This is a genomic window from Pseudomonas aphyarum, assembly GCF_028657055.1.
Lineage (GTDB): Bacteria > Pseudomonadota > Gammaproteobacteria > Pseudomonadales > Pseudomonadaceae > Aquipseudomonas > Aquipseudomonas aphyarum.
Genome location: NZ_JAMDGS010000005.1, coordinates 77,678 through 102,829 on the forward strand (window position 1 = coordinate 77,678; position 25,152 = coordinate 102,829).

Annotated in this window: 14 protein-coding genes and 1 pseudogene; 3 read left to right on the top strand and 12 right to left on the bottom strand. The window is 62.4% G+C overall.

All coding sequences use genetic code 11. The annotated features are described in order from the left end of the window. The 11 genes and pseudogenes from M5G18_RS07215 to M5G18_RS07265 all read right to left on the bottom strand — a co-directional run. Positions 1-270, bottom strand: a pseudogene (locus tag M5G18_RS07215) (DUF971 domain-containing protein); the annotation flags it as partial. Then, complete coding sequence (locus M5G18_RS07220; protein ID WP_273897326.1) at positions 267-1,229, bottom strand: HEAT repeat domain-containing protein; 963 nt, start codon at positions 1,227-1,229, stop codon at positions 267-269. The gene M5G18_RS07220 and the pseudogene M5G18_RS07215, both read right to left, overlap by 4 nt. Beyond that, positions 1,226-2,074: an ABC transporter ATP-binding protein gene (locus tag M5G18_RS07225; protein ID WP_273897327.1), complete on the bottom strand. Its 849-nt coding sequence runs from the start codon at positions 2,072-2,074 to the stop codon at positions 1,226-1,228. The genes M5G18_RS07220 and M5G18_RS07225 overlap by 4 nt, the downstream gene beginning before the upstream one ends. Further along, entirely contained in the window at positions 2,074-2,856 is a 783-nt protein-coding gene (locus M5G18_RS07230; RefSeq protein ID WP_273897328.1) for an ABC transporter permease, read from the bottom strand. The genes M5G18_RS07225 and M5G18_RS07230 overlap by 1 nt, the downstream gene beginning before the upstream one ends. 221 nt (positions 2,857-3,077) lie before the next feature. Next, positions 3,078-4,481 (bottom strand): ABC transporter substrate-binding protein, encoded by a 1,404-nt coding sequence (locus tag M5G18_RS07235; protein ID WP_273897329.1) that lies wholly within the window; start codon positions 4,479-4,481, stop codon positions 3,078-3,080. A gap of 110 nt (positions 4,482-4,591) precedes the next feature. Continuing rightward, entirely contained in the window at positions 4,592-4,837 is a 246-nt protein-coding gene (locus M5G18_RS07240) for a 4Fe-4S dicluster domain-containing protein (protein ID WP_007959413.1), read from the bottom strand. 25 nt (positions 4,838-4,862) lie between these two features. Next, positions 4,863-6,593 (bottom strand): fumarate reductase/succinate dehydrogenase flavoprotein subunit, encoded by a 1,731-nt coding sequence (locus tag M5G18_RS07245; protein WP_192558181.1) that lies wholly within the window; start codon positions 6,591-6,593, stop codon positions 4,863-4,865. Between the two features lie 2 nt (positions 6,594-6,595). Next, positions 6,596-7,342, bottom strand: coding sequence for a GntR family transcriptional regulator (locus tag M5G18_RS07250; RefSeq protein WP_085603142.1), 747 nt, complete (start codon positions 7,340-7,342; stop codon positions 6,596-6,598). Positions 7,343-7,437: 95 nt separating this feature from the next. Continuing rightward, positions 7,438-8,406, bottom strand: a complete 969-nt coding sequence (locus M5G18_RS07255; RefSeq protein WP_273897330.1) for a Gfo/Idh/MocA family protein — start codon at positions 8,404-8,406, stop codon at positions 7,438-7,440. Between the two features lie 9 nt (positions 8,407-8,415). Further along, positions 8,416-9,303 (bottom strand): Dyp-type peroxidase, encoded by an 888-nt coding sequence (locus M5G18_RS07260; protein WP_273897331.1) that lies wholly within the window; start codon positions 9,301-9,303, stop codon positions 8,416-8,418. Positions 9,304-9,580: 277 nt separating this feature from the next. Further along, positions 9,581-10,618: an AraC family transcriptional regulator gene (locus M5G18_RS07265; RefSeq protein WP_273897332.1), complete on the bottom strand. Its 1,038-nt coding sequence runs from the start codon at positions 10,616-10,618 to the stop codon at positions 9,581-9,583. Positions 10,619-10,828: 210 nt separating this feature from the next. Here M5G18_RS07265 and M5G18_RS07270 point away from each other — a divergent pair, with 210 nt between their 5' ends. The 3 genes from M5G18_RS07270 to M5G18_RS07280 all read left to right on the top strand — a co-directional run bounded on the left by M5G18_RS07270 (position 10,829) and on the right by M5G18_RS07280 (position 12,498). Continuing rightward, the gene (locus M5G18_RS07270; protein WP_273897333.1) at positions 10,829-11,776 is read left to right on the top strand and encodes a SphA family protein; all 948 of its coding nucleotides are present in this window, start codon (positions 10,829-10,831) and stop codon (positions 11,774-11,776) included. Between the two features lie 253 nt (positions 11,777-12,029). Beyond that, complete coding sequence (gene relB, locus M5G18_RS07275; RefSeq protein WP_273897334.1) at positions 12,030-12,224, top strand: type II toxin-antitoxin system RelB family antitoxin; 195 nt, start codon at positions 12,030-12,032, stop codon at positions 12,222-12,224. A 46-nt stretch (positions 12,225-12,270) separates the two neighbouring features. Further along, positions 12,271-12,498 (top strand): type II toxin-antitoxin system RelE/ParE family toxin, encoded by a 228-nt coding sequence (locus tag M5G18_RS07280; protein ID WP_273897598.1) that lies wholly within the window; start codon positions 12,271-12,273, stop codon positions 12,496-12,498. Between the two features lie 48 nt (positions 12,499-12,546). On the opposite strand, the gene M5G18_RS07285 is transcribed toward M5G18_RS07280, so the two are convergent. Then, on the bottom strand, positions 12,547-25,044 hold the full coding sequence (locus M5G18_RS07285; RefSeq protein WP_273897335.1) for a filamentous haemagglutinin family protein: 12,498 nt from the start codon (positions 25,042-25,044) through the stop codon (positions 12,547-12,549). Positions 25,045-25,152 lie beyond the last annotated feature (108 nt).

Here is a 25,152-nt window from a genome sequence, read left to right on the forward strand (position 1 = left end):
CAGCTGCGCGAGATAGGCCCACGGGTAAATCCCACGCTGATGGCCGTCGCTGAACACCAGTTGCAGGCCGTAGCCCTGAGCGTTCAATTCGATGACCCGCACACGCGGGTCAACCATTGGCGGCGAGCCCCGCAGGCGAAACGCCCGGCATTGCGAGCACGGGCATTGCCGGCGCAGTTCGGCGTGGTCGAGCAGTTGCTCCCGGCCATCCGGCCAGTTCAGCCGCAACCTCCGCTCACTTTGGGAATTGCCGACCGACAGCGGATTCATTGCAGCTGACTCAAGGCAATCCGCACGGCCTTGCGCACTTCCGGGTCGCCGTCGTCCTGCGCGGCCTGCAACGCGGCCACGGCTCCGCGATCATTCAGTTCGCCGAGGGCCAGTGCAGCTTCCTTGCGCAGGTTGCTGATGCGATGGCCGAGGGTGTCGATCAGGGCGTCGAGGGCAGCGACGTACTTGAGGCGCCCGAGACTGCGGGTCGCGCGCAGGCGCACTTGCCAGTAGTCGTCGGCCAAGGCTTCGATCAGCGCCGGCCCGGCGTCGGTGTGGCCGACCTTGCCGAGGGTGGTCGCGGCTTCTTCGCGCACTTGCCAGGCCTGGTCCTGCAAGGCCTGACGCAAGGCTGGCAGCACTTCGGCGTCACTTGCCAGGCCCAGGGCGCCGGTGGCGGCGCGACGTACTTCGGTGTCCGGGTCATCACTCGCCAATCGGGCCAGGGCCGGCAGTGCGTCGAGCTGCTTGAGCCAGCCGAGCACGCCGACAGCTTCGCGGCGGACACTGGCGTCGGCATCGTTCAGCGCTTGAATCGCGGCCGGCGCAGCGCCGGGGAAGCGTAACTCACGCAAGGCCCGGAACGCGGCAATCCGCACGCCGGTTTCGGCATGGCTGGTCCACGGCAGAATCACCCTGCCCGCGGCTTCGGTCTTGAGCAGGCTCAGGCTCTGCGCCGCAGCGGCTTGCACTGCCGGCGACGGATCCGTCAGCGCCTGGCACAGCGCTTCAACCACCGGCTCGTCTTCCCAGGCTTCCAATAGACGCGCCGCTTCGGCACGCACTTCTTCAGCCGGGTCTTCGGCCAGGCGCTCGACCAACCAGAGCAGACCGTCCGGCTCTTCGAGGTCGGCCAGGTCGATCAGGGCAATCCGGCGCACTCCGGCGTCATCAGCAGTCAGGCGCGGTTGCAGGGCAAGAATTTCGTCGTTATCGGTCACAGCAAAAAATGAGGTCACAGGGCAAATCTCGGCAAGGCGTTTTCAGGAGGCAAACCGAGCGGATTGAGGCGCGGCAGCGGTCGGTCGTTGTCGTGGCGCAGCAGGTCGAGGCAGTGGCGCTTGAGGCGCGAAAACTCGTGGCTGGTCACCAGTTCGGTAGTGCGTGGCCGTGGGAAATCCAGGCGCAGGTCTTCGATGATTCGCCCCGGCCGTGCGCTCATCACCAGCAAGCGATCGGCGAGGAACAGCGCTTCGTCGATGTCATGGGTGACGAACACCACGGTGGTGCGAATCCGCGTCCAGATATCCAGCAGCAATTCCTGCATGTTCAGGCGGGTCAGCGCATCCAGTGCGCCGAAGGGTTCGTCCATCAGCAACAGCCGTGGCCGGTTGACCAGCACCCGGGCGATCTCCACCCGTTGCTGCATGCCACCGGAGAGCTGATCCGGCCAGCGTTCGGCGAAACCTTCGAGGCCGACCAGTTTGAGGATTTCATCGGCGGCGCGATGGCGCTCGGCCTTGCCGATGCCGCGCATTTTCAGGCCGAACGCAACGTTGTCGCGCACCGTGCGCCACGGGAACAAGGTGTGATGCTGGAACACCATGCCGCGTTGCGGTGACGGGCCGGACACTTCGGCGCCATCGACTTTCAACTGCCCGCCATGGGGTTGCAGATGCCCGGCCAGCGCGCCGAGCAAGGTCGATTTGCCGCAACCGGATGGGCCGAGAATGCACACGAACTGGCCCGGTTCGATCTGGCAATCCAGCCCCTGCACCGCTTCAAACGCTTGCCGGCCTTCGCCGAGGACGATGGACAACTGGCGGATGTCGATCCGCCCTTCCGGGGTTTGCATCACGCTCATCAGGCTTTTCCTCGTGTTCGGTGCCAGGGCGTGAACAGCCCGCCCAGGCGTTTGATCAGCAGGCTGCTGCCCATGCCCAACACGCCGATCAGCAACATGCCGACCACGATGTCGGCGTAGTTCTGAATGGTGTAGGACTCCCAGGTGTAGTAACCGATGCCGAACTGGCCGGAGATCATTTCGGCGGTCACCAGACAGAACCACGACGTGCCCATGCCGATGGCGAGGCCGGTGATGATGCTGGGTGCGGCGCCTGGCAGGATCACTTCCAGCAGGATCGCCCGACGCCCGGCCCCGAGGCTTTTGGCCGAGGCGATCAGCCGTGGATCGACGCCTTCGACGCCGTGCACGGTGTTGAGCAGGATCGGGAACAGCGCGCCAGTGAAGGTGATGAAGACCATCGACAGTTCGGACGACGGGAACATCAGGATGGCCAGTGGAATCCACGCCACGGCGGGGATTGGGCGCAACACTTCCAGCGGTGGCAGCAGCAGGTCTTCGGCCCACTTTGAACGGCCGATGGCCAGGCCCAGGGCGATGCCGATGATCAGTGCGGCGAGGTAGCCGGCGAAGACTCGGCTGAGGCTGGCGGTCAGGTGCTGGATGAGTTTGCCGGAGTCGCCCAGACCGAGGGCAGCTTCGATTACGGCCAGCGGGGTCGGGACGTTGGCGAAGGTGACGAGGCCGAGATTCCAGTGGTGGCTGGCGGCGAGTTGCCAGAAGAGCAGGCAGAGCAGCAATGAGGCGGCTCTCGATGTCCAGCGTAGGGTGGGTGACTTCATGGATCGGGTTTCCAATTATGGAGCTGTGTTGTGGCTGAGATTTACCCCCTCACCCCAGCCCTCTCCCCCAAGGGGGGCGAGGGGGAAAGGGAGCCGATCTTCATGCCTTTCAAGACCTGAGTTCGGCGCGGCATTTCAGGTCGGCGTACCTTTACCAAACACCGCGGTCAGTCCCCTCTCCCTCCGGGAGAGGGTTAGGGTGAGGGGCTCTTGATCTTCAATCAGCGGGCAGCAACGGCCTGGGTCGTGGCATCGGTGAAGTCGAGGACTTTCCCGCCCTGCGCCGATGCAAATTGCTGAGCCTGCCCCTTCAACAAAAACGCGCTAAGGCGCCCCTTCGCATCGCTGGCAAACCACGCCTGCTCCGCCAGCAACTTGATCCCGCTGTCACTCGCCTGCGCATACACCGCCCGGATGTTCTTGCCTTCCGACTTCAGGCCGGCCAACGCGGTAAACGCCTCTTCAGCCGAGGCATACCGCCGGACCTTGTCTTCACCCCGCACCCAGATTTCCGCGACATGACTGAAATCCGAAATCGCTTTCCCAGTCACCGCATCGACCGACTTCAACGGCGTCTGCGCGTAGTTGGCCAGTTGCGCGGTGTAATCCAGATTCGAAGCCTTGAACGCCGCACGAATGTACTGATCGTCGATAAAGGTATTCAGATCGAGCCCGCGATCAGCCTTCTTCAGCAGCTTCAGCGTGTCGATCGCGGTGCCCACGGCCTGGCGATATTCCGGCTTCCAGCTCAGGTCGCGGGTCTGCACGCCGAGCGGGCCATGGAACAGGTAATTGACCTCGGCATCGACGCCGGTGACCTTGGCGATCAGCTCGCTGTATTTCTCCGGCTCGGCGGCCAGCAGTTGATTGGCCTCGATGCTTGCGCGCAGGTAGGCGACGACGATTTCCGGGTACTTTTTCGCGTAGGCCTGATCCACCAGCGCACCGTGGAAAGTCGGCGCATTGGCCTGGGCGCCGTCGTAGATCTTGCGGGCGAAGCCACGGCTCGGGAACAGTTCGGCGAACGGCACGAAGTCGGCGTGGGCGTCGATCTTGCCGGCCTGCAACGCGGAACCTGCGACCTCCGGCGGCTGGGCGATGATGTTCACGTCCTTCAGCGGATCCCAACCCTGCTCCGCCACGGCGCGCAGCAACATGCCGTGGGCGGTGGACGCGAACGGCACGGAAATGGTCTTGCCCTTGAGTTCGCTCAGCGACTGCACGCCGGACGCGCTCGGCACCACGATGCCGTTGCCGCTGCCCTTGATGCTGCCCGACAGCACGCTGATGAACAGGCTGTGTTTGCCGGCAGTTTCAAACGCCACGCCATTGAACGCACCGGGGAAATCGGCCATGGCGCCGAAGTCGAGTTTGCCCGCGACCATCTCGTTGGTCAGCGGTGCGCCGCTGGTGAAGTTCTTCCACTGCACGTCGTACTTGGCGTCTTTATAGGCGCCGTCGTGAGGCAGGTATTTGTCGAGCAGGCCCAGCTCGCGGATCAACAGGCCGCCGGCGGCGCAGTTGATGGTGGTGTCCTGGGTGCCGATGGCAATGCGGATGGTTTCGGCCGAGGCCGAGAGGGTGAACGAAGCCAGTACCAGACCGGCGATTGCTGCACGCAACATGGTTGAATCCCCTCGAATCATTTATAGGATGTTCGTCTCCGCCGCGATCAGGGCGCGGTGGGAAACGAGGGGTGTGTTGAATCAGGCGTCCGGTGTTGCCGGATAGCGTTTTAACGAAGCAGATACGGGATTTCGACTTTCACCGCACCGGTCGGGCAGTCCTTTTCGCACGGCATGCAGTACCAACATTCGTCGAAGGCCATGTAGGCCTTTTGCGTGGCCGGGTTGATCGCCAGCAGGTCCATCGGGCAGACGTCAACGCACACGGTGCAGCCCTTTTCGGCGATGCATTTGTCCTCGTCCACGGTGACGGGGGCATTGGAGCGGAAGAAGATTTCCTGGGCTTGATAGGCCATGGTTCGGACTCTCTCTAGTGATGCATCAAGCGGCGAAAGCGCCGACCCGAAGGCGGTCGTAAGCCTGCATTTCCTCGGCATCGAGGGGGATGATGTAAGGCTCGACGGCTTTCTTGAAACTGGTCATGCGCCCGTCCTCGCCCTTCTTCAGGTGGCAGTGGCAGAACCATTCGCGGTCGTCCCGTTGCGGGTGATCGACGCGATAGTGGTACAAGCCCCAGCGGCTTTCAGCGCGGAACAGTGAGGCGCGGGCGGCCATTTCGGCGCAGTCGCGGATCACGCTGGTTTCCATGGCGCGCATCAGTTCGTGGGCGTTGTTGGCCTTCATTTCGTTGAGATCGCGCTCGATGTCGCTGAAGCGTTGCAGGCCGATTTCCATTTTCTTGGTCACTTTCGGCGGTTGCAGGTAGTCGTTGACGAAGCGCCGCAGCTTGTACTCGACCTGCGCCGGCGGCAGACCGTGTTCGCGATCCAGCGGTGCGTAGACCCGGGCCTTTTCTTTCTCGATCTGCTCGGCATCCAGTGCGGAGAACTCGCGCCCGGCGACAAACTCCGCCGCGTTGTGACCCGCGAACCAGCCGTAGGTGAACGCGCCAAGCATGTAGTTGTGCGGCACGGCGGCCATGTCACCGGCCGAGTACAAACCTTTCACCGACGTTTCGGCCCGCTCGTTGACCCACACGCCGGACGCCGAGTGACCGCTGCAAAAACCGATTTCCGAGATGTGCATCTCGACCATCTGCGTGCGGTAGTCGGTGCCGCGATTGGCGTGGAACTGGCCACGACTCGGGCGCTCGTTGCTGTGCAGGATTTCCTCGATGTTCTGGATGGTTTCCTCGGCCAGGTGATCGAGTTTGAGGAACACCGGGCCGTTGCCGCTCTCCAGTTCCTGGTGGAATTCCCACATCATCTGCCCGCTCCAGTAGTCGCACTCGATGAAGCGTTCGCCCTTGTTGTTGGCGGTGTAGCCGCCGAGCGGGCCGGTGACGTACGCGCAGGCCGGGCCGTTGTAGTCCTTGATCAGCGGGTTGATCTGGAAGCACTCGAGGTTCGCCAGTTCCGCACCGGCGTGATACGCCATGGCGTAACCGTCGCCGGCGTTGGTCGGGTTTTCGTAGGTGCCCATCAGGTAACCCGAGGACGGCAGACCGAGTCGCCCGGCCGCGCCGCAAGCGAGGATCACTGCCTTGGCCTTGATCACGTGGAAGTCGGCGGTGCGGCAGTCGAACCCCATCACACCGTTGACGGCGCCCTCCTCGTCGGTCAGCAAACGGGTGCAGACCAGGCGGTTGGTAATGCTCACCCGCGCGCGCTTCAACTGGCGATACAGGACTTTCTTGATGTCGTGCCCTTCCGGCATCGGCAGCACATAGGCGCCCATGTGGTGGACTTTCTTCACCGCGTAATCGCCGGTTTCGTCCTTCTCGAACTTCACGCCCCAGCGGTCGAGCTGCTCGATGGTTTCGAAACTGTGCGTCGCGTAGGCGTACACCGCCGCCTGATTGACAATGCCGTCGTTGGCGATGGTGATTTCCTTGGTGTACTGCTCGGGCGTCGAGTGGCCGGGAATGATCGCGTTGTTCAGGCCGTCCATGCCCATGCTGATCGCACCGCTGCGCTTGACGTTGGCCTTGTCGACCAACAGCACGCGCAATTCCTTGTTCTTTTCCTTGGCCTTGATCGCGGCCATCGGGCCAGCGGTGCCGCCGCCGATCACGACGATGTCGTATTCCTGCTCTAAGGTATTGCGGGTCATGTTCAGGCCCCTTTTTGCCGGTCGATCCGCAGGCGGTACTGGAACGCATCGCCACGGTAGTAAAGGTGTTCGAAGTCCAGCGGCTGGCCGTTGGCGTCGTGAGTCAGACGCTCGATGCGCATGATCGGCGAGCCGGCTTCGACGTTCAGCGCCTGGGTCAGGTCGCTGTCGGCCAGCACCGCGTCGATGGCCAGATCGGCGTGGCCAAGGGCGATTCCGCAGTCGTTTTCGAGGATCAGGAAGATGTCGCGGGTGACCAGATCAGCCTTCTCCAGCCGCTCGCCGACTGCTTTGGGCAGATAGGTGATTTCCAGCGAAATCGGCTCGCGGTTGATCAGGCGTACGCGTTTGATCTGGGCGACGATTTCGCCCTCGGCGACCTGCAAACGCTCGGCGACCAGTTTGTCGGCGGCGATGAATTTGAAGCTGCGCAGGCGGTTGATCACCTCGTAGCCACGGCCGGTCATGGACTCGGCGAGGCCTTGCAAGGTGCTGACGTTTTGAAAGGTCTTGGGTTTGGCGACAAAGGTGCCTTTGCCGTGGATCTTGAAGATCAGCCCTTCTTTCTGCAGATCGCCCAGGGCCTGGCGCACGGTGATGCGGCTGACCTTGAACAGCGTGCCAAGCTCGCTTTCGGACGGCATCTGGCTGTCTTGTGGGTATTCGCCGTCGAGAATGCGGGCGCGCAGCACGTCGCGCAGTTGGGTGTGCAGAGGAACGCTGCCAAGGGAGAGAACGTTATCGGTCATCACGGGATCACTTGTTATAACGAGTTATGACGTGATCTTAGAGACGTTATGACAAGCTTGAGAAATACCGAATGAGCATAAGGTTAGATACGCCTTCAGTGGCGCTTGAGAATCTGATCCATGACCCAATCGGTCTTCAGGGCTTCGGCCGCAACTGCCGGGTGCCGGGACTCACCTCGAATCTGCGCGTTCATGCCCAGCACGTGGTGCCACTGGATGTGTTCGTGATGGGAGATTTCCAGGCTGACGTGTTCATCGGCGTGCAGCTCGACCGGATGCTCGTCGAACACCGAAAAACCGATCCGCCCTTGGCTGCCGATGATCTCGACCCGATCCTCACGGCGGTCCGCAACAAAGCTCCAGCAGCCCATGCCCAACGCGCCCGAGGCGAATCGCCAACTGGCGCTGACCGCATCCTCCGCCGCATAAAGCCCGGCCTGACGCGCGGTGAAGCCGGCGACTTCCACGATGTCGCCGAGCAGGTACTGGAACAGGTCAAAACCATGGCTGGCCAGATCCGCGAAGTACCCGCCACCGGCCACTGCCGGATCGGTGCGCCAGTTTGCGCTACCGTCCAGATCCTTGGGCGATGGTGCCTTGGTCAGCGTCCAGCTCAAGTGCCGGACTTCGCCGATGCGCCCCTGCTCCAGCCATTGCCGAACCTGCTGGAAACGCGGCAGTGAACGACGGTAATAGGAGACGAACAGGTGCAGGCTGGCATCAGCAAACACCTGCTGCATCTCGCGGCTTTGCTTGGCGTTGAGTGCCATGGGTTTTTCCACGCAGCAATGCTTGCCGGCGGCGGCGACTTTCAGGCTGTAGGCGTGGTGACTGTCGGGTGGCGTGGCGATGTACACCGCGTCCACCTCGGGGTCGTTGATCAGGGCATCGACGTCGGTGTACGTCCGGGCGATGCCGTGGCGCGTGGCGTAATCGGTCACGGCTTCGAGGCGTCGGCCCATTACCGCCACCAACGCAGAACCGGGCGCCTTATAGAAGGCCGGCCCGCTCTTGCGTTCAGCGACGCTGCCGCAACCGATCATGCCCCAACGCACCACGTTCATGCTTGTGCCTCAGCCGATGCGCAGCGCGCGCAGATCGAGGTGGCCGTTTTGCAGCGGCGGGCACCAGTAGTAGCCGCCGGTAATCGGCCGGCTGATGCGGTACAGACCGTCGGTGATGCCGTCTTCCAGACCGCTCATGCGGCGCAGTTGCGCTTCGAAGGCGTCGAGGGAGAAACCGAATGCCAGGAACATCAGGCCGGCACGGTCGCCTTCGATCCACGGCATCGAGCGGCGCACGACGAAGGCTTCCGGGGCGAAGCTTTCCTGAGCGGTGCGTTTGACGTGGGCCGATACCGGCGCATCGTCGATCTCTTCGTTGTCGCTCAGGCGACGGCCCATGATGTTGTCCTTGTCCTCGGCGGACAGCGCATGGAAACCCTTGAGGTCGTGCTGCCATTGCTGGATCGCGGCGAAGCTGCCACCGACCAGACCTTCGGCACCTTCACTTTGCAGTGCGGCGGCGATGGCGGCTTCGTCATGCGGGTTTTCGGTGCCGTCTTCATAACCGGTGAGGTCATGGCCGTCCTTGTGGCGGAAGGCTTCCTGCATCTGCACCAGACGCAGCGCCGGGGCCAGTGCGGCCTCAAGTGCGGTACTGCGATTGAGCAGCTCGCCACGGTCGACGCCGTGCAGCCAGACCCACAGGGCGTGCTGGGTCGACGGGTTTTCCACGCCGACGCCGGTGAGCGCCGGGAAGCTGCGCAGGCCGTCGATGTTCACATTCAGGGCCTTGGCCAGGGACTCACCGAAACCGACCACCGCCGACTTGCCGTCCACCAGGTTCAGCAGGTTGTCGATCGCCTGCGGCAGCGCTTCAACCGACTCAAGGGCGAAAAACAGATGACGTGCTTGCGGCGGAACTGGGGTGGCGAGGATGCCCGGCTGGTAGTAACTCATGTGAACTCCTTGGGAAAGAGCGCGGAGTTTAACTGTAGGCGGAGGGTTTGTGGGGGTTTGAAATGGGTTGGATAACGTCAAAAGCGCCCTCACCCCAGCCCTCTCCCGGAGGGAGAGGGAGCCGACCGAGTTGTTTGTTGGAGATACAGCGACTTGAAAGACCGAGTCGACTGTGGATTCAAAGCGGATCGTTCAGGTCGGTGAACCTCTTGAGCATCCCCCAATCGGCCCCCTCTCCCTCCGGGAGAGGGCTGGGGTGAGGGGGATCGGTCTCAAGTCAAATCACAGAACTCTCTATGCGCCAAGCACTTGGGCTCTTCCCCGTCCACCGCTTGAACGCCCGCCGAAAACTGCGCACATCGCTATAGCCGACCTCCTCGGTAATCCGCTCGATCGGCATCTCAGGATTGGCCAGCAAACTCATGGTTCGCGCCTGCCGCACCTGCTCCAGCAGCGCCTCAAACGTCAGCGAGTGTTCAGTCAGCCGCCGACGCAAAGTACGGCTGCTCATATTCAGATCACCAGCAATCTTTTCGATGTGGCTGCCCCGGCTCAAATCCCGGGCAATCGCCCGCTCCACGGCCTGGATCAGATCAAGTTTCTGGTGAACCTGCGCCGCTTCCAGCTCCAGCAACTTGACCGCCTGACGCAGCGCCAGCGAATGATGGTTGGGCAGGTTCACATCCAGCCACTGCACGTCGATCAGCATGCGATTGTGCAGACACCCGAAGCGCACCTCCGGCCCCAGCAGCCGCCGGTATTCATCGACGTAATCCGGCGCGGCGTGCATGAACTCCACGGCTATCGGCTTGAACGTCTCGCCCACCAGCGCCCGCCCATAGACCAACAGGCTGGCGTAAAACTCTTCGACCGCAAACACCTGCACCTCGGCGAACGGCAGCCGGCATTCAACGTCGACGTACACCTGATCGCCCACCACATCGACGCTGGAAACCACAATCCCGCCGGAAGTGTGCTGATGCCGAACCCCGATTTCGAACGCATCGCGCAAGGTCTTGCACAGCGACAACACATGTCCCAGCAGCCCCAACGTCCCGAGCACGTTCTGCGCACCGACCCACAGGCCCAGTCCCTGATTGGGCAACGCTTTAAGCGCACGCTGGATCATGGCCACGGCCTGGCGGTAGGAAATCCGCTGCGCCGGATCCTGCAGGTCTTCGAAATCGAAACCCAGGCCACGGCACAGGCTCTGCGGCTCGATGCCCTTGTTGGCGGCGACTTCGGCCAGGGTTTGCAGGAGAAATGGCGACACCAACGCCAGTTCGAAGGTGGGGTCTTGGACTTTTACGTTCATGGAGGCTGACATTCCGGATCACGCTGATTGTTATTTTTGTAACCGGTTATGTCGAAGGAAGTTAGCACAGGGTTGGCGGACTGTCCGCAGAAGTCCCCTTCCGTGTCCGCCAATACCCTGCCCTGACGTGCGCCAAGGGCTTATTTCTATAGTGGCCGGGCGTCCTGCGTGCCGGCGGTGCGCCCAAACACAATAATAATGAGGACGGACATGACCCCGAACCGCGCGACATTCCCTGTGCGACTGGCGCTGAGCCTGCTCGGCTGCGCCGCGACCCTGCCGGCGCTGGCCACCGAAGCCGGCGTCGACAACATCGGCCCCGGCACCGACGGCTTCTTCATGCTGCCGATGGAAGTCGACAGCCTTCCGGAGAACATGGTCGCCTTCAACCTCTACTACAACCACTACAAGGCGCGGAAGCTCAACATCAGTTCGTTCGGCGGCAAGGTGCCAAATGTCGAGATCGAATCCACCGCCGTCATCCCGCGTCTCGACTACCTGAGCCCGGTGCGGATCTTCGGCGGGCGCCTGGCCGGTTACATCGCCCAGCCATGGCTCAAGCAGGAAGTTTCGGTGTTCGGCCAGAGCGACACCCGCGAAGGCATGGGCGATACCACCATCGCGCCGATCATCCTGTGGGACATGGGCAAAGACCTGACCCTCGGCGCCGCCGTGGAAATCACCGTGCCCACCGGCGAATACAGCGTCGATCGCCTGGCCAACACCAGCAACAATTTCTACACCTACAAACCGCTGTTCTCCTTCACCTGGCTGCCGACCGAACGCACCGAGGTGTCGATGAAAACCACCTACAGCTTCAACGAGAAAAACAAGGACACCGACTACAAGTCCGGGCAGATCTTCCACTTCGATTACTCGGCCAGCTACAAGATCACCGACGACCTGATGCTCGGCATCAACGGCTACTACCTCAAGCAGACCACCGACGACAAACAGTTCGGCCACACCGTGCAGTTCGCCGGCGAAAACGTGAACGACGGGGTACGCGGCAAGGTCTTCGCCATCGGCCCGGCGCTGCACTTCACCTTCCTCAAGTACGCCAGCGCGGAGATTCGCTGGGCCAAGGAGTTCGACGTAGAGAACCGGCCAGAGGGGGAAATGTTGTGGGCGAAGGTGAGTATTCCGTATGCGTTCTGAGTGCGTTTGTAGGAAGGCGTGCGCGGATTTGTAGGCTGAAAACGTGAAAAACAGAGGGCGGGAATAGGCCTACAGCGGCGGTCGAGATTGCCGGACAACGGTGGGAAACGTCCGGCAGATTTCAAAGGGGTGCTTGCAGATACTGGGCTTCGTTATCCCATGGTTCTTCAAGGGCTCATGGGGTACATCGTCTGCCAGTGACGACAATGGGCCATTCCCCCTTAAACTGCTGAAATTGATCACGGAGATCACTATGAGCATATTGCATTCCCCGTTTTACGCTGACTTCGAATCCGAAGAAGAGGCCGAGAGCTACGATCGCTGGTTTCGTGCCAAGGTGCAGGCTGTACTGGATGATCCTCGCCCGGGCATTCCCCATGAGGAAGCCATGGTGCGGCTCGACCAGTTATTAGAAGAGAGACGCAAGAATCGACGCGCTGCCGCTTGAATGGAGCGATCAAGCTCTGGACGATCTGGCTGACATTATCGATTACATTGAACAATACAACTCAAACGCTTCAACGGCTCTGCAGTACAAGGTTGGTGCAGCAACGCAAAGGCTTTCATCAATCCCCTATGGTTACCGGTCCGGTCGAGCGCCAGGCACTCGGGAAATGGTGGTCAATCCAAACTATCTGCTGATCTATCGAGTGAACGGGCACATCAAAATACTGACGTTAGTCCACACCCGACGACAATACCCACGGACTTCAGCAACATAAAAAAAGGGCGGCCAAATGGCCGCCCAAACGTACTACACGAGAGTCCTTTTACAACGTCAGCTGTCCCCGCTCCTCTTCGGTCAGCTGCTGTTTCGCCTGTTCATCCAGCGCCCCGGCGCCCAGCACCTGCACCGGGCTGTTGGGGTTGTAGCCCGGGGTCGGTGCCCGGCTGGCGCCGTCTCGGGTCGGGGCCAATTGTTCGTTGCCGAAGCTGAGCACCTGCACGGTGAACACCGAGGCCTGGTTCTGACGCGAGGCGGCTTGCTGCTGACGGGCGACGTCTTCCGCGGCCTGGGTTGCCGAGGACGCAGCGGAACTGGCCGAAGTGATCGCCCCGGTGTTGACCGCCGAGACCACCGGCACGCCGGTCGCCTTGCCCTGCACCGAAATGTTGGCGGCGTTGACCACCGTCAGCGCGGCGATGTTGACGTTGCCCGAGACGCGAATCCCCGCCTCGCCCGCATCGATAGTGCCCAGCGGCGCGATCAGGTCGATGTCCCCCGGCGCCACTTCGGCAATCGGGTTGAGCGTGGCGATACCGGCGCCGGTGCTTGGCACCGATGGCGACAGGGTCACGTTGCCCCAGGTGTCGTAAACGCGTTTCGGCGGGGTGTAGACCACGGTGGTTTTCGAACCGCGACCGGCGTTGATGTCGCCCTCGGCTGACCAGCCAAGGATCGAGCCGCCAAACGTGGTCATGATCCGGCTCTGTCCCAGCAGAATGCTGCCCTCGGAGTAGAGCTGAATGTTTCCCGAGCCCTGGGTGATGATCCCCGCCGTCGAGGGCGGCGCAGCGCCCTCGATGCCGAACACCTGACCACCGCCCGGCGTGAGCATCTGGATGTCGCCACCGAACAGCGTCTTGACCCCGGCGCCGCCGTAAAGCGTGATATCGCCGTCATAACGGATCGGGTTGCCGGCCACATCGGTAGTCGGGAACAACGAGGCAATGGCATTACGACCGCGCAGATAACTGCCTTTGCGCGGGCCATCGACATCGTTGTACTCAAGACCGCCGGCACGCAATTCGGCGAAATACACCTGACGGGCGAAGATCGCCTGCTCGGCGCTCGGCAGCGCGGCGAAGAAGACTTGCGCCTGTTCGGCGTTGCCGCTGAAGCCATAGCCGAGGGTCAGCCAGCTCTGCAGTTCGTCGAGGTAAGTCTTGACCACTTTGCCCGGCTGAGCGCTGAGGGACGCATTGGGGTCGGCGAGATTCTGCGGGTTGAGGTAACGGGCGATGAACCGCGAGTAATCCGGCCCCTGCGCGCCCACACCGGCCTGCAATACCACGCTGGCGCCCGGTTGCTTATCGCCGGCCACCAGCGAGCCGAGGCTGGTGATGCTGGCGCGGTTTTCCATGAGGATGTTGCGCCCGGCATTGATATCCAGCGTTCCAGGCCCGGCGATATCGAAGCTGCTGTAGAGAATGTCGCGGCCTGCCGACACTCGCGATACGTCTCGTGGATCATTGTGGACGAACAGGTTGCCGGTGGACGTGATGCTTTCCTGACCGATGCCCATCTCATTGGGCGGGGCTGACGTTGGCTCCCCAAGATTGGTGCCGGACGCCACGATGTCGCGACCGGCGATCATCCAGACCGGGCCCGCTGCCTCGTACCAGGTGCGTTTGGATGTACCGAAACTCAAAGTCTCACCCGTACGCACACCTACCAAATCGCCGGTCAACGCATAGAAGCGTGCAGGCTGCTGAACATCGTTCAGCCCCGAATAGCTGTTGGGGCCAAAGGCGAACAATGGATACCGTGTATTGCCATCCGACTTGACACCGTCGCCGCCGTAATTGCTGTTCAGCGGTTTGAAATTGGTGCTGTTGGCAAAGGCCTCGAATGCGGGCTTGAACGGCGTGGCGATGGCCAACGGACTCGCCCCGGACTGGTTGATCGCATAGCCACCGGCGTAGATGGAATCACCTGCCAACAACTCAAGCTGTCCAGACGTCGATGGCGCCAGCAACAACGAATAGGCAGTGGCCGGAGCAAAATTGCCTTCGCCGTAGGCAGCCGATGGCCCGGCATAAATCGAACCTTGAGCAGCGACGGCGCGCAGGATCGATGGATACACGAAACGTCCGTCGCTCGGCGATGTGTTGGCACCGGTGACTTTGCTCCCGTTCGGCGCAATTTCCGCCAGTTGAGTACTCGGGGTGAGGTTGCCACCCGCCGAGAACAGATCGATGGCCGTGTGTTCGGTCCACAACGAAAAACCACTGAGGATGCCGCCGGTACGGATATCTCCGTTGCCATCAAACAGCGGCGTGGCGTTTTTCAAAACCACGCGACCGGGATCGGCTGCGCCTCCCAATACCAGATCGCCACGGGAGCTGAGGCTCATGCCAGAGTCACCGGGAATCAGTACCAGCCCACCGGAAGCATTGGCGACTGTCGAGTTGAACGGATCCAGTGCACGGGTTTCGCGGGCGTCATGGCGCTGTGACTGAGCACCATACTTCAGGTTGACACCGCCCAATGCGCTGCTGGTCAATTGCGCCGCGCCGCGCAGGTTGATCAACGCACCTTGCAAATCATGTTTCGGTGCGCGAGTCCCGTTGTCCCCGGCCCGTGCCTGCAGCGATGGATTAAGTGCGCCGCCTACGCGAATATCCATGTCACCGCCGCCCGTCATCTGCACGCTGCCATCGCGGGCGACTCGACCGGTGCTGCCCACCGCGACGATCAGCCCTTGGCTTCGAGGATAAGTCGCGGCATCACCCAACGGTTTGAGCATGCCGGCATCACCACCGGTCCGCAGGCTTATATTGCCGCCACCCAAAGTGCCAAAACCCGTGAACCCGACCAGATACGGTTCGGTATTGGTGTACGAGTCCGGCATCAGTTGGGTGGCGTAGCTGCCGAAGTTGATCCACCAGGCCGTGGGCACATCCGGGTTACCGGTGCCTTGGCGCCACAGCCAGTTGCCCACCGCGACACTGGCGATCTGCTCGCGGAATGTGCTGAAGGCCGACGGGGGTTTGGTCCCCACCGAGTCTCCGGAAACCGCCCCTCCGGCGTTGATCGTCAGGTTGCCACCCAGCTCGGGATACCAGGCTTGATAAAGGCTGTCGGTGCCGCCGTTGACCCATTTTTCATAATCAGCGCCGGCAGTGCCCAACACCGAATTGTTGTCCGACAGATGCCCGCGCTTCTGGTTGTACAACGGGTCGATATTCGCTGACTGAGTGCCCGCGGTATACACACCAAAGGGTGAATCCATGCTCAGGTTGCCCGCGGCCATCAGGTCGAGATCGCCGGTCCCGGTGCGCAGGACGCTGAACATTTGGGAGTGGGCCTTGGCGGTTTTGCCCGGGTTGTTGCCGATACAGAGTTCCGGTTGCAAATCGCAGATGACGTAGAAGTCTTCAGGGACGGGCTCGTAATCCGCCCCCATTCCGCTGCCCGGCGCCCAGACCCAACGGGCCATAGGGGCGCAGTAACCGGGGATCGAGTCACAAAAGATCATCATGTCATCGGGCACGGGCTCATAAGGGGTGAAGTCCGGGTTATCTGCAGCCCAAACCATTTTCCCTGCAGCGGTAACGACTGTTACGCCGTAGTGAGTATCTGCCAACCGCAGATTGCCCTCGGTAGTCACCGGTTTCACCGTACGACTGTCGGCCGCGTCGAGATCGGCACCCGCCACCGCGCGCATCGACCATGACGCACTGCCCGAAGGCAACATACTGGCCAACGCCCAGTTCTTGCCTTGCTGGTCACCCGTGAACGGACGCAGTTCAATCAGCGAAGTGCCATCGGCAAGCTTTACATCAGTCATCGAAGGAATCAGCGAGCCACGCAGCAAGGCCAGCGCGCTACTCAGTTTCACACCGGAAACCGTTAAAAGATCGAGGTCGAAAACCCCTGGCAACGGCACGCCCTTGGGCCACGTCATGGCCTGCAGACTCGTCGCCTTGTTCAGGCGGATACCGGCCCCCAGGCGAGTGTTCGCCGGCAACGTCACACTTTCGCTGAGCAACGTTCCCGCCGCATACAACAGATTTCCGCTGGCATCATGGATAGCCCCCGCCAGCACAGTGCCGGCGCTGAACGTGTACGCCTCGCCCAAGACCGCCTGAGTCGGCAGCAACGTGCCACTGGCCAGTCTTGCGCCCTGAATCGCCACGTCGTAATTGAGCGTCGCGCCCACCGGGAACTGCGTGCCCTCGGCCAGCGTAACCCCGCTACCCGGTACGATCAGATCGCCGCCGAATGGCTGCACACCGGCAATCAGTTTCCAGCCGGCGTCATCCTTGGTTTCCGGTGGCGGCGCGAAGCCGTCGTTGATGCTGCCGTAAATGTCGAGATTGCCCCCGGCGCGGATCGCCAGGCTGCCGGCCTCCCCTGAACCGTACACCAACGGATTCAGTCGCGTGTGCGGATTGAGACTGGCATAGCGATAACCCGAAAGGTCCAGATCGCCCTCCACCACCAGATCACCGTCGGCAGCCTTGCTGGCAATTTCCACGCCCGGGCGCAGATGGAACGCGTCAGCGTAAGTGGCGTTGTTCAGCCCGGCGAGTTTGCGTTGCAACAGATCACCGTTGCCCAAAGCAGCATTGATAAAGTCTTTGCTGTCACCGTGAATGCGTTCGAGCATGGCCTGATCAATCACCTGATACGGCCGACCACTGACTGCCTGATCGGCACCGTCGCGGGCATCGGTGTAGCGGCGCATGCCATTGAGCCCGATAGAACGCGCGCCCTGAATGGTCAACACACCGCTGGCGTCGATGGCGATGTCATTGCTGCCCAGGCGTGGCGCGTTCAACTCCAGCGTGCCGCGCAGCATTCCATCGTGTTGCCCGGCGAGGAAACCGGGCACGGCATCGGTGCCGTGGCGCAGGTCGATGCGCGCGCCGCTGCCCAGCGTCAGCAAACCATCACCGGAACCGAGTTCGACCGTGGCACGGTTCGGCGCATCGATGATCTTGCCGTAGCTGTCGACCCGCAGCACACGGCCATGGGCATCGAGCACACTGTTGCCCGCCAGGGTCAGACCGTTTTTCGCCGACAGACGAATGCTGCCGACGCGCTCACCGCTGGCATCGATCAGACCGGCCACCGTCAGGCTGCCATGGTCCACCGACACATTGATTTCACCAGCCTTGAGACCGTCGCCGATCACAAGATTGCCTTGTTTGAGTTGCAGGCTGCGGCTGCCGTAAACCTGTCCGGCATTCAAGCGCTGATTGAGCGCGGCAAACTGCTCAGAGGCGTCACCGCCCAGACGCTGCGCGCGAATGTCCACGCCACCGGCCTTGTACGGCACCAACGTGCCCCCGGCGTCGTAGTAACCGCTGCTGCCGCCAACAATCTCGCCTTGCAGATCGACCATCCCGGCCGCATCGGCCAGAGCGACGACGCTGAGGTTGCCGGCCTGATTGTTCTTCGCCGACAGATCGATCCGCGAGCCCGCAGCCTGACGGATATTGCCGTTGGCGCTGTACAGCGATACGTCGCCGCCCCAGCTGTACTTGCTGACATCGTTGAACGGCAAGGTACGTCCGGCCATATCCAGCACGGAATTGCCGCCGAGGGTCAAATCGCCTTCGGACTTCACCGTCAACTTGCCGCTGGCCAATGCGATACGGCTGTCCAGCACGATATCGCGGGCTTCAAGGTTCAACTCCGCCCCCAGTGCATTGGCCACTCCAACAGCCCCAGCGCCACTGAGCGTCAGGCTGTTGCCGGCCTTGAGCAGGCTGACTGATGCCGCCTCGCCAGTGAGCAAAGGCGTACGCAGATTCAGATTGCCGCCGCTGTAGCTGTAACCCTTGACCGGATCGTAAGCGCCCTGCTCCTGATACACCGCCAGGCTGCCCTTGTGATTGGCGGTGATGCGCTCGCTGGCGCTCAGGTTGACGTTGGCGAACCCCAGCGCCAGACGATTGTTCTGATCCAGACCGCTGGCCTGAGGCATCGGTCCGTAACCCAGCTCGATCCGCTGGGCCTGAATGTCCAGCGTGCCACTGCCGGTGCCCGCGCCACCCGTGATGACAGCGCCAGGGCTTTGGGTCGCACCGTTCCAGATCAGGTTGGCGGTACGGATACTCGCCACGTCGCCGGCGTTGCCCAGACCGTAAATCGCCGGAGTGACCAGCACCAGGTTCTGCAGTTTGCTCTGGCCGGTCTGTGGATCGATCGTGTCGAGGCTGACGCTGCCGTAGAAATTGAAGGCGTCGCGGGTGGTCAGGCTCAGGGTTTCCAGGGCCGGCGCACCATACTGCGTATCACCGCGCAGCAAACGGTCGAGTACGTTCTGGTTGAGCGTGAGGCCGGCGGGCACGCGGCTGCCTGCCGCCGCCAGCGCCTCGGCGCTGCCGGCATTGACCGAGCCGACCGACAGTGCCAGATGACGGGTGCCGAAACGCACCGCTTCACCGAGTTCGAACTGGTTATCCGTGGCAGCAGTGATACTGCCGTTCGAATACAGCAGGGCCGGATTGCTGCACGCACTCGTTGCGCAAGTGCCGATCCGGATACTGCCCGCTCCGGTGATGCCACTGGCCAGCTCCGGCGCGAGTACCTGGGTCCAACCGTTGGAAACGAGCAACACGCTGGAGGCTTTCGGCTCATAAATGAAACCGGCCATTGAGTCGTAGGCCACGTTGCCACGCCCCAGCGTATTGATCCCGCCCCCCGCCTCGACCGTGATGCCGCCAAGCGTTGACGTGGTGCGCAGCAAGACTTCCGGTGCAGACAGAATCGCCCCTTCACGCAAGACAATGTTTGCGCTGGTGCCCAAAAAACCGATGATGTTGGCGGCTGTGTTGTACAGGACATTCGGCATCGCACCGATAGTCAGACGCCCGGCATTGAGGTTGTTGAGCGTGTCGGCATACAACGACACACCGTTGAAGCCGGAGGTCGGTGCATGGCCCGCCCCCAGGATCTCGAAGCTGCTCCCGGCGTAGCCGCCGCGTACCACCGCCGTGCCGGTCATGCCGCCCGGGGCAGCGTCGAACAGCGCGCGCCCGTTGAATTGCAAAGCGATGGCTTGCTTGCCGCCGGGGGCCAGGCGCAGGTCCAGTGTCTTGCCGTCCATCGGTGCCTGCGCGCGTGGCACACCGCGCCGGGCAGCGTCGCTCTGGATGAACTGGGTGAAGCCGGTTTCGTTGTACTGCGAGTAACGACGCAACACATCGGCAGGCGTGAGAATGACCTGATTGGCCAGGCTGGCCCGGACGCCAGTATTGGCAATCGACATCTGCCCGCTACTGGTCCATGAACCATTGCGCAATGGCAGCGCCCCGGTTGTCACGCCGGGTGTCGCCTGACCGTTCACTTCAACCCGGAACGCACCGGGCATCAAGGCAAACGTTGACGGCAACAATGTGTAAGTGCCCGCTGCCAACCCCGGAACGCCGGCACCAATGGTGATCTGCTGCCCGATGCGCGGATCGACCGCACCGGCCTCGGCCAGCATCGGCGCATAGCTGCTCTGGTTGCCGGGCACGATGGCATAGACCGGGTTGCTCGCCAGCCCCGGCAGGCTGAAGGTGCCGTCAGGCGCATTTCGCACCAGCGGGTTGAAACGTGCATCGGTGGACCCCCCGCGACCGGACACGAAACCGGCGCCCCGCAGGTCGCCACCGCCAGACAGGTCGATGACCGCGCCGCTTTGCACATCGGCGAATTGCGTGCCGATCGACACGCCTGATGTTTCACCGGTGATGCCGTTGAGCACCACGGACTTGCCGTTGTAGAGATAGTCGATACCGTCCGTGGTGCCACCGTATGGCATGACCAGGCCGGCACCGCTGACCGAAGTCAGACTGCCCGGCAGGAGACGAACCTCGTGAGTGGTGCTGAGCAAATCGTCACCCAATACGATCTTGCCCAGCGGTGCACGCAAGACACCGCCCTGCTCGATGTACGCGGCGGAAAAAATCAGCTTTCCGAATGCCGAGTACGGCACTGCAGCCGGCGCAGCTCCTTGGCCGCTGATCCGCAAGGTGTGTTGAGACACCGGAACCTCGCCCTGATAACCGACGCGCACCTCAGCCTGAATACCGGTGGCGGGATAGATCTGCGCCGCACCGAGATTCAAGTCGCCCGGTGTCCACAGCCTGGTTTTCTCCGCGCCATCATTTGGCGCGAGGAAGCGCAGGTCGCCGCTGCTGTCGAGGCTCACAACGCCGAATGCCCTACGGCTGTATTCAACGGCCGGAGCCTGCCGTTGCAGGATCGAACCCTGAGTCCCGAAGGACAGGCCATTGCCCACGTCCAACAGGTTCGCGGAGGCATTGAACGTCGCGTCGGACAACCGGGTCGTCGGGCCAGGGAGCAATCGTGGGCGCATCATGCTGAAGCCGGCAAAGTAAGTACCCACACCCGACAGACGCAGGTACGGAGCACTCAAATCGATCCGTGCCGTGCCTTTGGAATTCTCGGCGAGAGACAGCGCCCCGGCGAACAGACTGAGGCTCTGATTCATGCGCAGATTGACGTCACCGTCGAACGACAACAGTCCGTTGCTCAGCAGGCTGAGATTGTCGAACCCGCCCGTCATCAAGCCATCGGCACTCAGGCGGCCCTGACCGTAACGCAAGCCATCGGCGCCTTCGCCGGGGCGCAGATTCGCAGGCAGCAGCCCGTTCCCTGCCGCTTGGCCGATGATCATTTCCCTCGGAGCCCGCACCGCGTTGCTCGCCGAATCGGAATACAGCGGCGTCTCCAGCGCCAGTTCCAGACGACCACCGGCAGCACCCACGCCACCCGCCGCCGCACGCAAGTTGCCTTCGACGAACAGGCCGGTGTAGGAGCTCAAACCGATGCGCCCGCCATCCGTTGCGACGCGGGTCGGGCCCTGGCCGGCGATATCCAGAACGGCCTCGGTACCCGAGGCATCCAGCCGCGCGCCCGGACGCACAATCACGTAGGCATCGGCAGCCGTGGCGGTTGCCAGTTTCGAATCGATCTCGCCGCCGATGATGATGCTGCCGCCCTTGCCGACCTGCCCGTAGGTGCGGCCCAGGGTGTCGGTCGCTGTATTGGCGCGCGCGGCGACATCCAGCACCGCCTGTTCGCCGATCCAGATCGAGCGGTTATGCGCGTTCGGATCCCCCACTTGAATGGAGGTGGCCGGCTGGATCGAGCCGAACTGTTGCTGACGAATATCGATCGTGCCACCCCAGGCATTCAGCTCACCGTCAACGGTGATCTGCCCGGCGCCACGCAATTTGATGCTCTGCCCCGGATCGACACTGATACGCGAGCCTCGGCCCAGGGTTAGAGGGCTGTTGGCAGCGTCGATCAGGTCGACCAATGTCGCGCCGCCTTGCAGTGTCAGGCTGGCGCCGGCGCGCTGGGTCAGTACGCCCTTGGTCGGGTTTTCCTGGAACAGTGTCGGGGTCCACAGCTCCAGCGCCGTTCGCGGATCAACGCCGCTGACCTCGTTCGGTGCCGCATCGCCGAAACGGTAGACCGGCATGTTCACGTCGATTGCGGTGCCTTCGGCAACGTCGAGCCCGCTCAGGCCGATCAGGTTGTAGGCGGAGAACCCCTTGCTGAACAGGTCGGCGGACAGTTGCAGGGTGTTTTCCACCAGGGCTTTATTCGTTTGCCCGACGAGTATTTTGTTGGCCTGCACCGTCAGGGTACCGCCGCCCGTGACGCCGTAACCGCGCAGTTCGCCATCGAGGTACAGATGGGTTTTGCCAGGCGCGGAAATAGCGCTCGACTCCAGCGTCAAGTCGCCGCCCTTGCCACCGCGCGTCTTGCCATTGGCGAGCACGGCACCACCGGAAGATACGTCGAGCAGGCTGCCTGCAACGACGTCGATATCGCCGCTGCTGCGGATCGATATCAGGCCACCGTTCAGATACGCCAGGCTGGCGTTATCGTCCGGATTGGTACGCAGGTTGCTCCACAGGCCTCGCGTATCGAGAAGCACGCCCTCGGCGATGCGGGTTTGTGTCGTTTTGTCGGCTTTGGCCGCCAGGCGAGTGTCGGTGTTTGTTCCGCCATTGAACTGATTGAGTACGTTACCCAGACGCAGACTGCCGCCACGAGCGGTCAGGTCGGCGCCGACCTGCACATCCGGGGCGTAGAGGGTGATGTCGCCACCGTTATCGACCGTGAGCGCGCCGTCAACGGCGATCTGATCCTTGGCCGAAGCCTTGAGCGCACCGAGGCGGAATCCGTTGAGCTGATCGTTATCGAGATACAGCTTGCCCTTGCGGGCATCGGACACCGCGCCGGTCAAATCAAGATCATTGCCGGCGACCGGGCGCGTGCCACCGATCTGCACCTGATCGAGCAATGGATTGAGGGTGTAAAGCAGTCCGTTCGACGCCGCGACAAAGGTCGGGTCATAACTGCCGACAATCAATTGCGCACGCCGGGCCAGTGCGGTCTGGCTCTGCTGATAGCCATCGAGCACCGGTTTCGGCGCCTGATTCTGCCGCTCGCCCTGGTACACGTCACCGATCATCTGCCCGTCGAGCACGGCGTTAACGGTGGAAATCACCAGTTGCCCGGCATCACGGCCCACGGTGTAACCCGACTCGAAGCGTGAGCGCGGGGCGATCAACGGGTTGTAGAAGTAGCTGGTCTGGCCCCAGCGCTCGCTGTTGTCTTCATAACCTTTGTACAGCCCGGTGTAGAGCAAATCCCCCGGGGCACGAGAGACTTCATACAAGCGACCATCGGCGCCACGCAACCAGCTTTGGCGGATCTGCCCGCTCTGCACATCCAGGGTGCCGCCGGAAAGGTTGATCAGCGAGCCCTTTTCGGTGACCACGTCGTTACCGGCAAAACTCACCGTGCCGCCCTGGGCCATCCATTCGCCGACGCTGTGGCCCTGGGTGCCGAGATAACCGCCGACTTCCAACAGGCCACCGGCGGTGTACCAACGATCCGTGGCGTAGCCGTTGGTGCCGGCCGGCACGTACACCAGCTCGCGCACATCGACCCAGACGTCATTGCTGTTGAGCGCGCCCTTCTCGCGGTTGACCGACGCATCGCGCTGCTCGTTGCCCTGCACGTTGATCTTGATGCTGTTGTTTTCCATTGCCACCTTGACGCCGATGGCACCGGACACATCGATCATCGCACCGTCACGCACCAGACTGCGGCGCTGTGCGCTGACCGCGACCTGACCGCCGGTGGCCAGGGTGATCGAGCCGTTCTGGAACTCGACACTGCCGCCGCTCTGGATCTCGATACGCGACTGGTCGCCACGGATCCGGTTGTTGGCCGTGACGCCCGTCAGCGCGGCCTGATGCTGACTGTCGAGGGCGGTCATGTCGCTGCTGTCGAGCATGATCGCCGTGGCACTGCCCTGCCCCAGCGTCACGCTGCCGTTGGTATCGGTGATCGGGTTGGAGAGGTGAATCGTGCCTCGCGTCGCCACTGACGTGCTGGCGAGCAATACGCCGTTTTGCACGACCTCGTGACCAGCCATTGTGATGTCGCCGGTAGACGACTGGATCAGTCCGTTGTTGCTGACCTTGCCCGCCACAGCTCCGGCCTTGAAGCCGGGAATGACTTCGCTGCCGAATGTGGTCGACAACGCATTGCCTTCGGTGCCCGAGCCCTTGCGGATGTAGAAGCGGTCACCGGCGGCCAGCACGGTCTGGCCCTTGGCGGTGTTGATGCTGCCGTCGTTCTGCACTTCGTTGCCGAGCAGCAACGCATAGCCGCCGGCATCGGTAGAGGCCGCCGGCTTGTGGGTTTCAATCGACGCACCGCGCTCCACTAACACTTTGCCGGCGGCATCGCTGAAGGTCGGTTGAGTGCCGGTGCTGTCGAAATACAGACCCCGATCACGGAACTGGATATCGGTGATATTCGCCGCTGCCGCTACCAGGTTGCGCACGTTGACCTGACTGCTACCGCTGAACACGATGCCGTTGCGGTTGATCAGCATCACCGTGCCGTTACCCTTGATCTGGCCTTGTATCTGGCTGGCCCTGGCGTTCGGATCGTTGACCCGGTTGAGCACCGCCCAGTTCGACTGCTGGGCGAAATCGACCGTGGTGTTGCGACCGACGTTGAAGGTCTCCCAATTGAGGATTGCCTTGTCGGCAGTCTGCTCGATTGTCACCGTGGTTTTGCCATCGACTTGAGTCTGCTGCGGGCCCTTCGCGTTCTGCCAGCCCTGGGTCAGGCTGTTGTCGACCTTCAAACCACCCTCGCCGAGGCCGTCCGGCACGAACTGCACCGTGCCCAATGCGGCGGCGCGCCCCGCCGCCTGCGCCGCCTGTTGCGCGGCAATCGCGGCGACCGTGTTGTTCAGGGTCTGAATCGAGCGCTGCAACTGCGCATTGGCCTTTTGCTGCTGCGCCAGCGGCGGTGTCATCCCCGGCAAGCCACCCACACTTGGGCGCGCCGCCGCAGCTTGCTGCGCCGCGCCCTTGGCGGCAAACCAGCCCGAACTGAACGCCGTCTGCGCCTGCGCGCTGCCCGCCACCAGACACAACGCCACCGCGTGCGCCAACGGCTTGAGCAGCCACAGCGACGGCTCCCCGGTTTCACGCTTGGAGGACAGAACGTTGGTACGACGACGGGATGGGCGAGCGAGCATCACTACGAGATCCTTTTTGATTGCCACACAAGGCCGCAGGCGTGCAAAAACCTGCTGTTACGACATAGGCAGTTGGCGAGGGCCGCGACCGAACGGATGTCACACAAA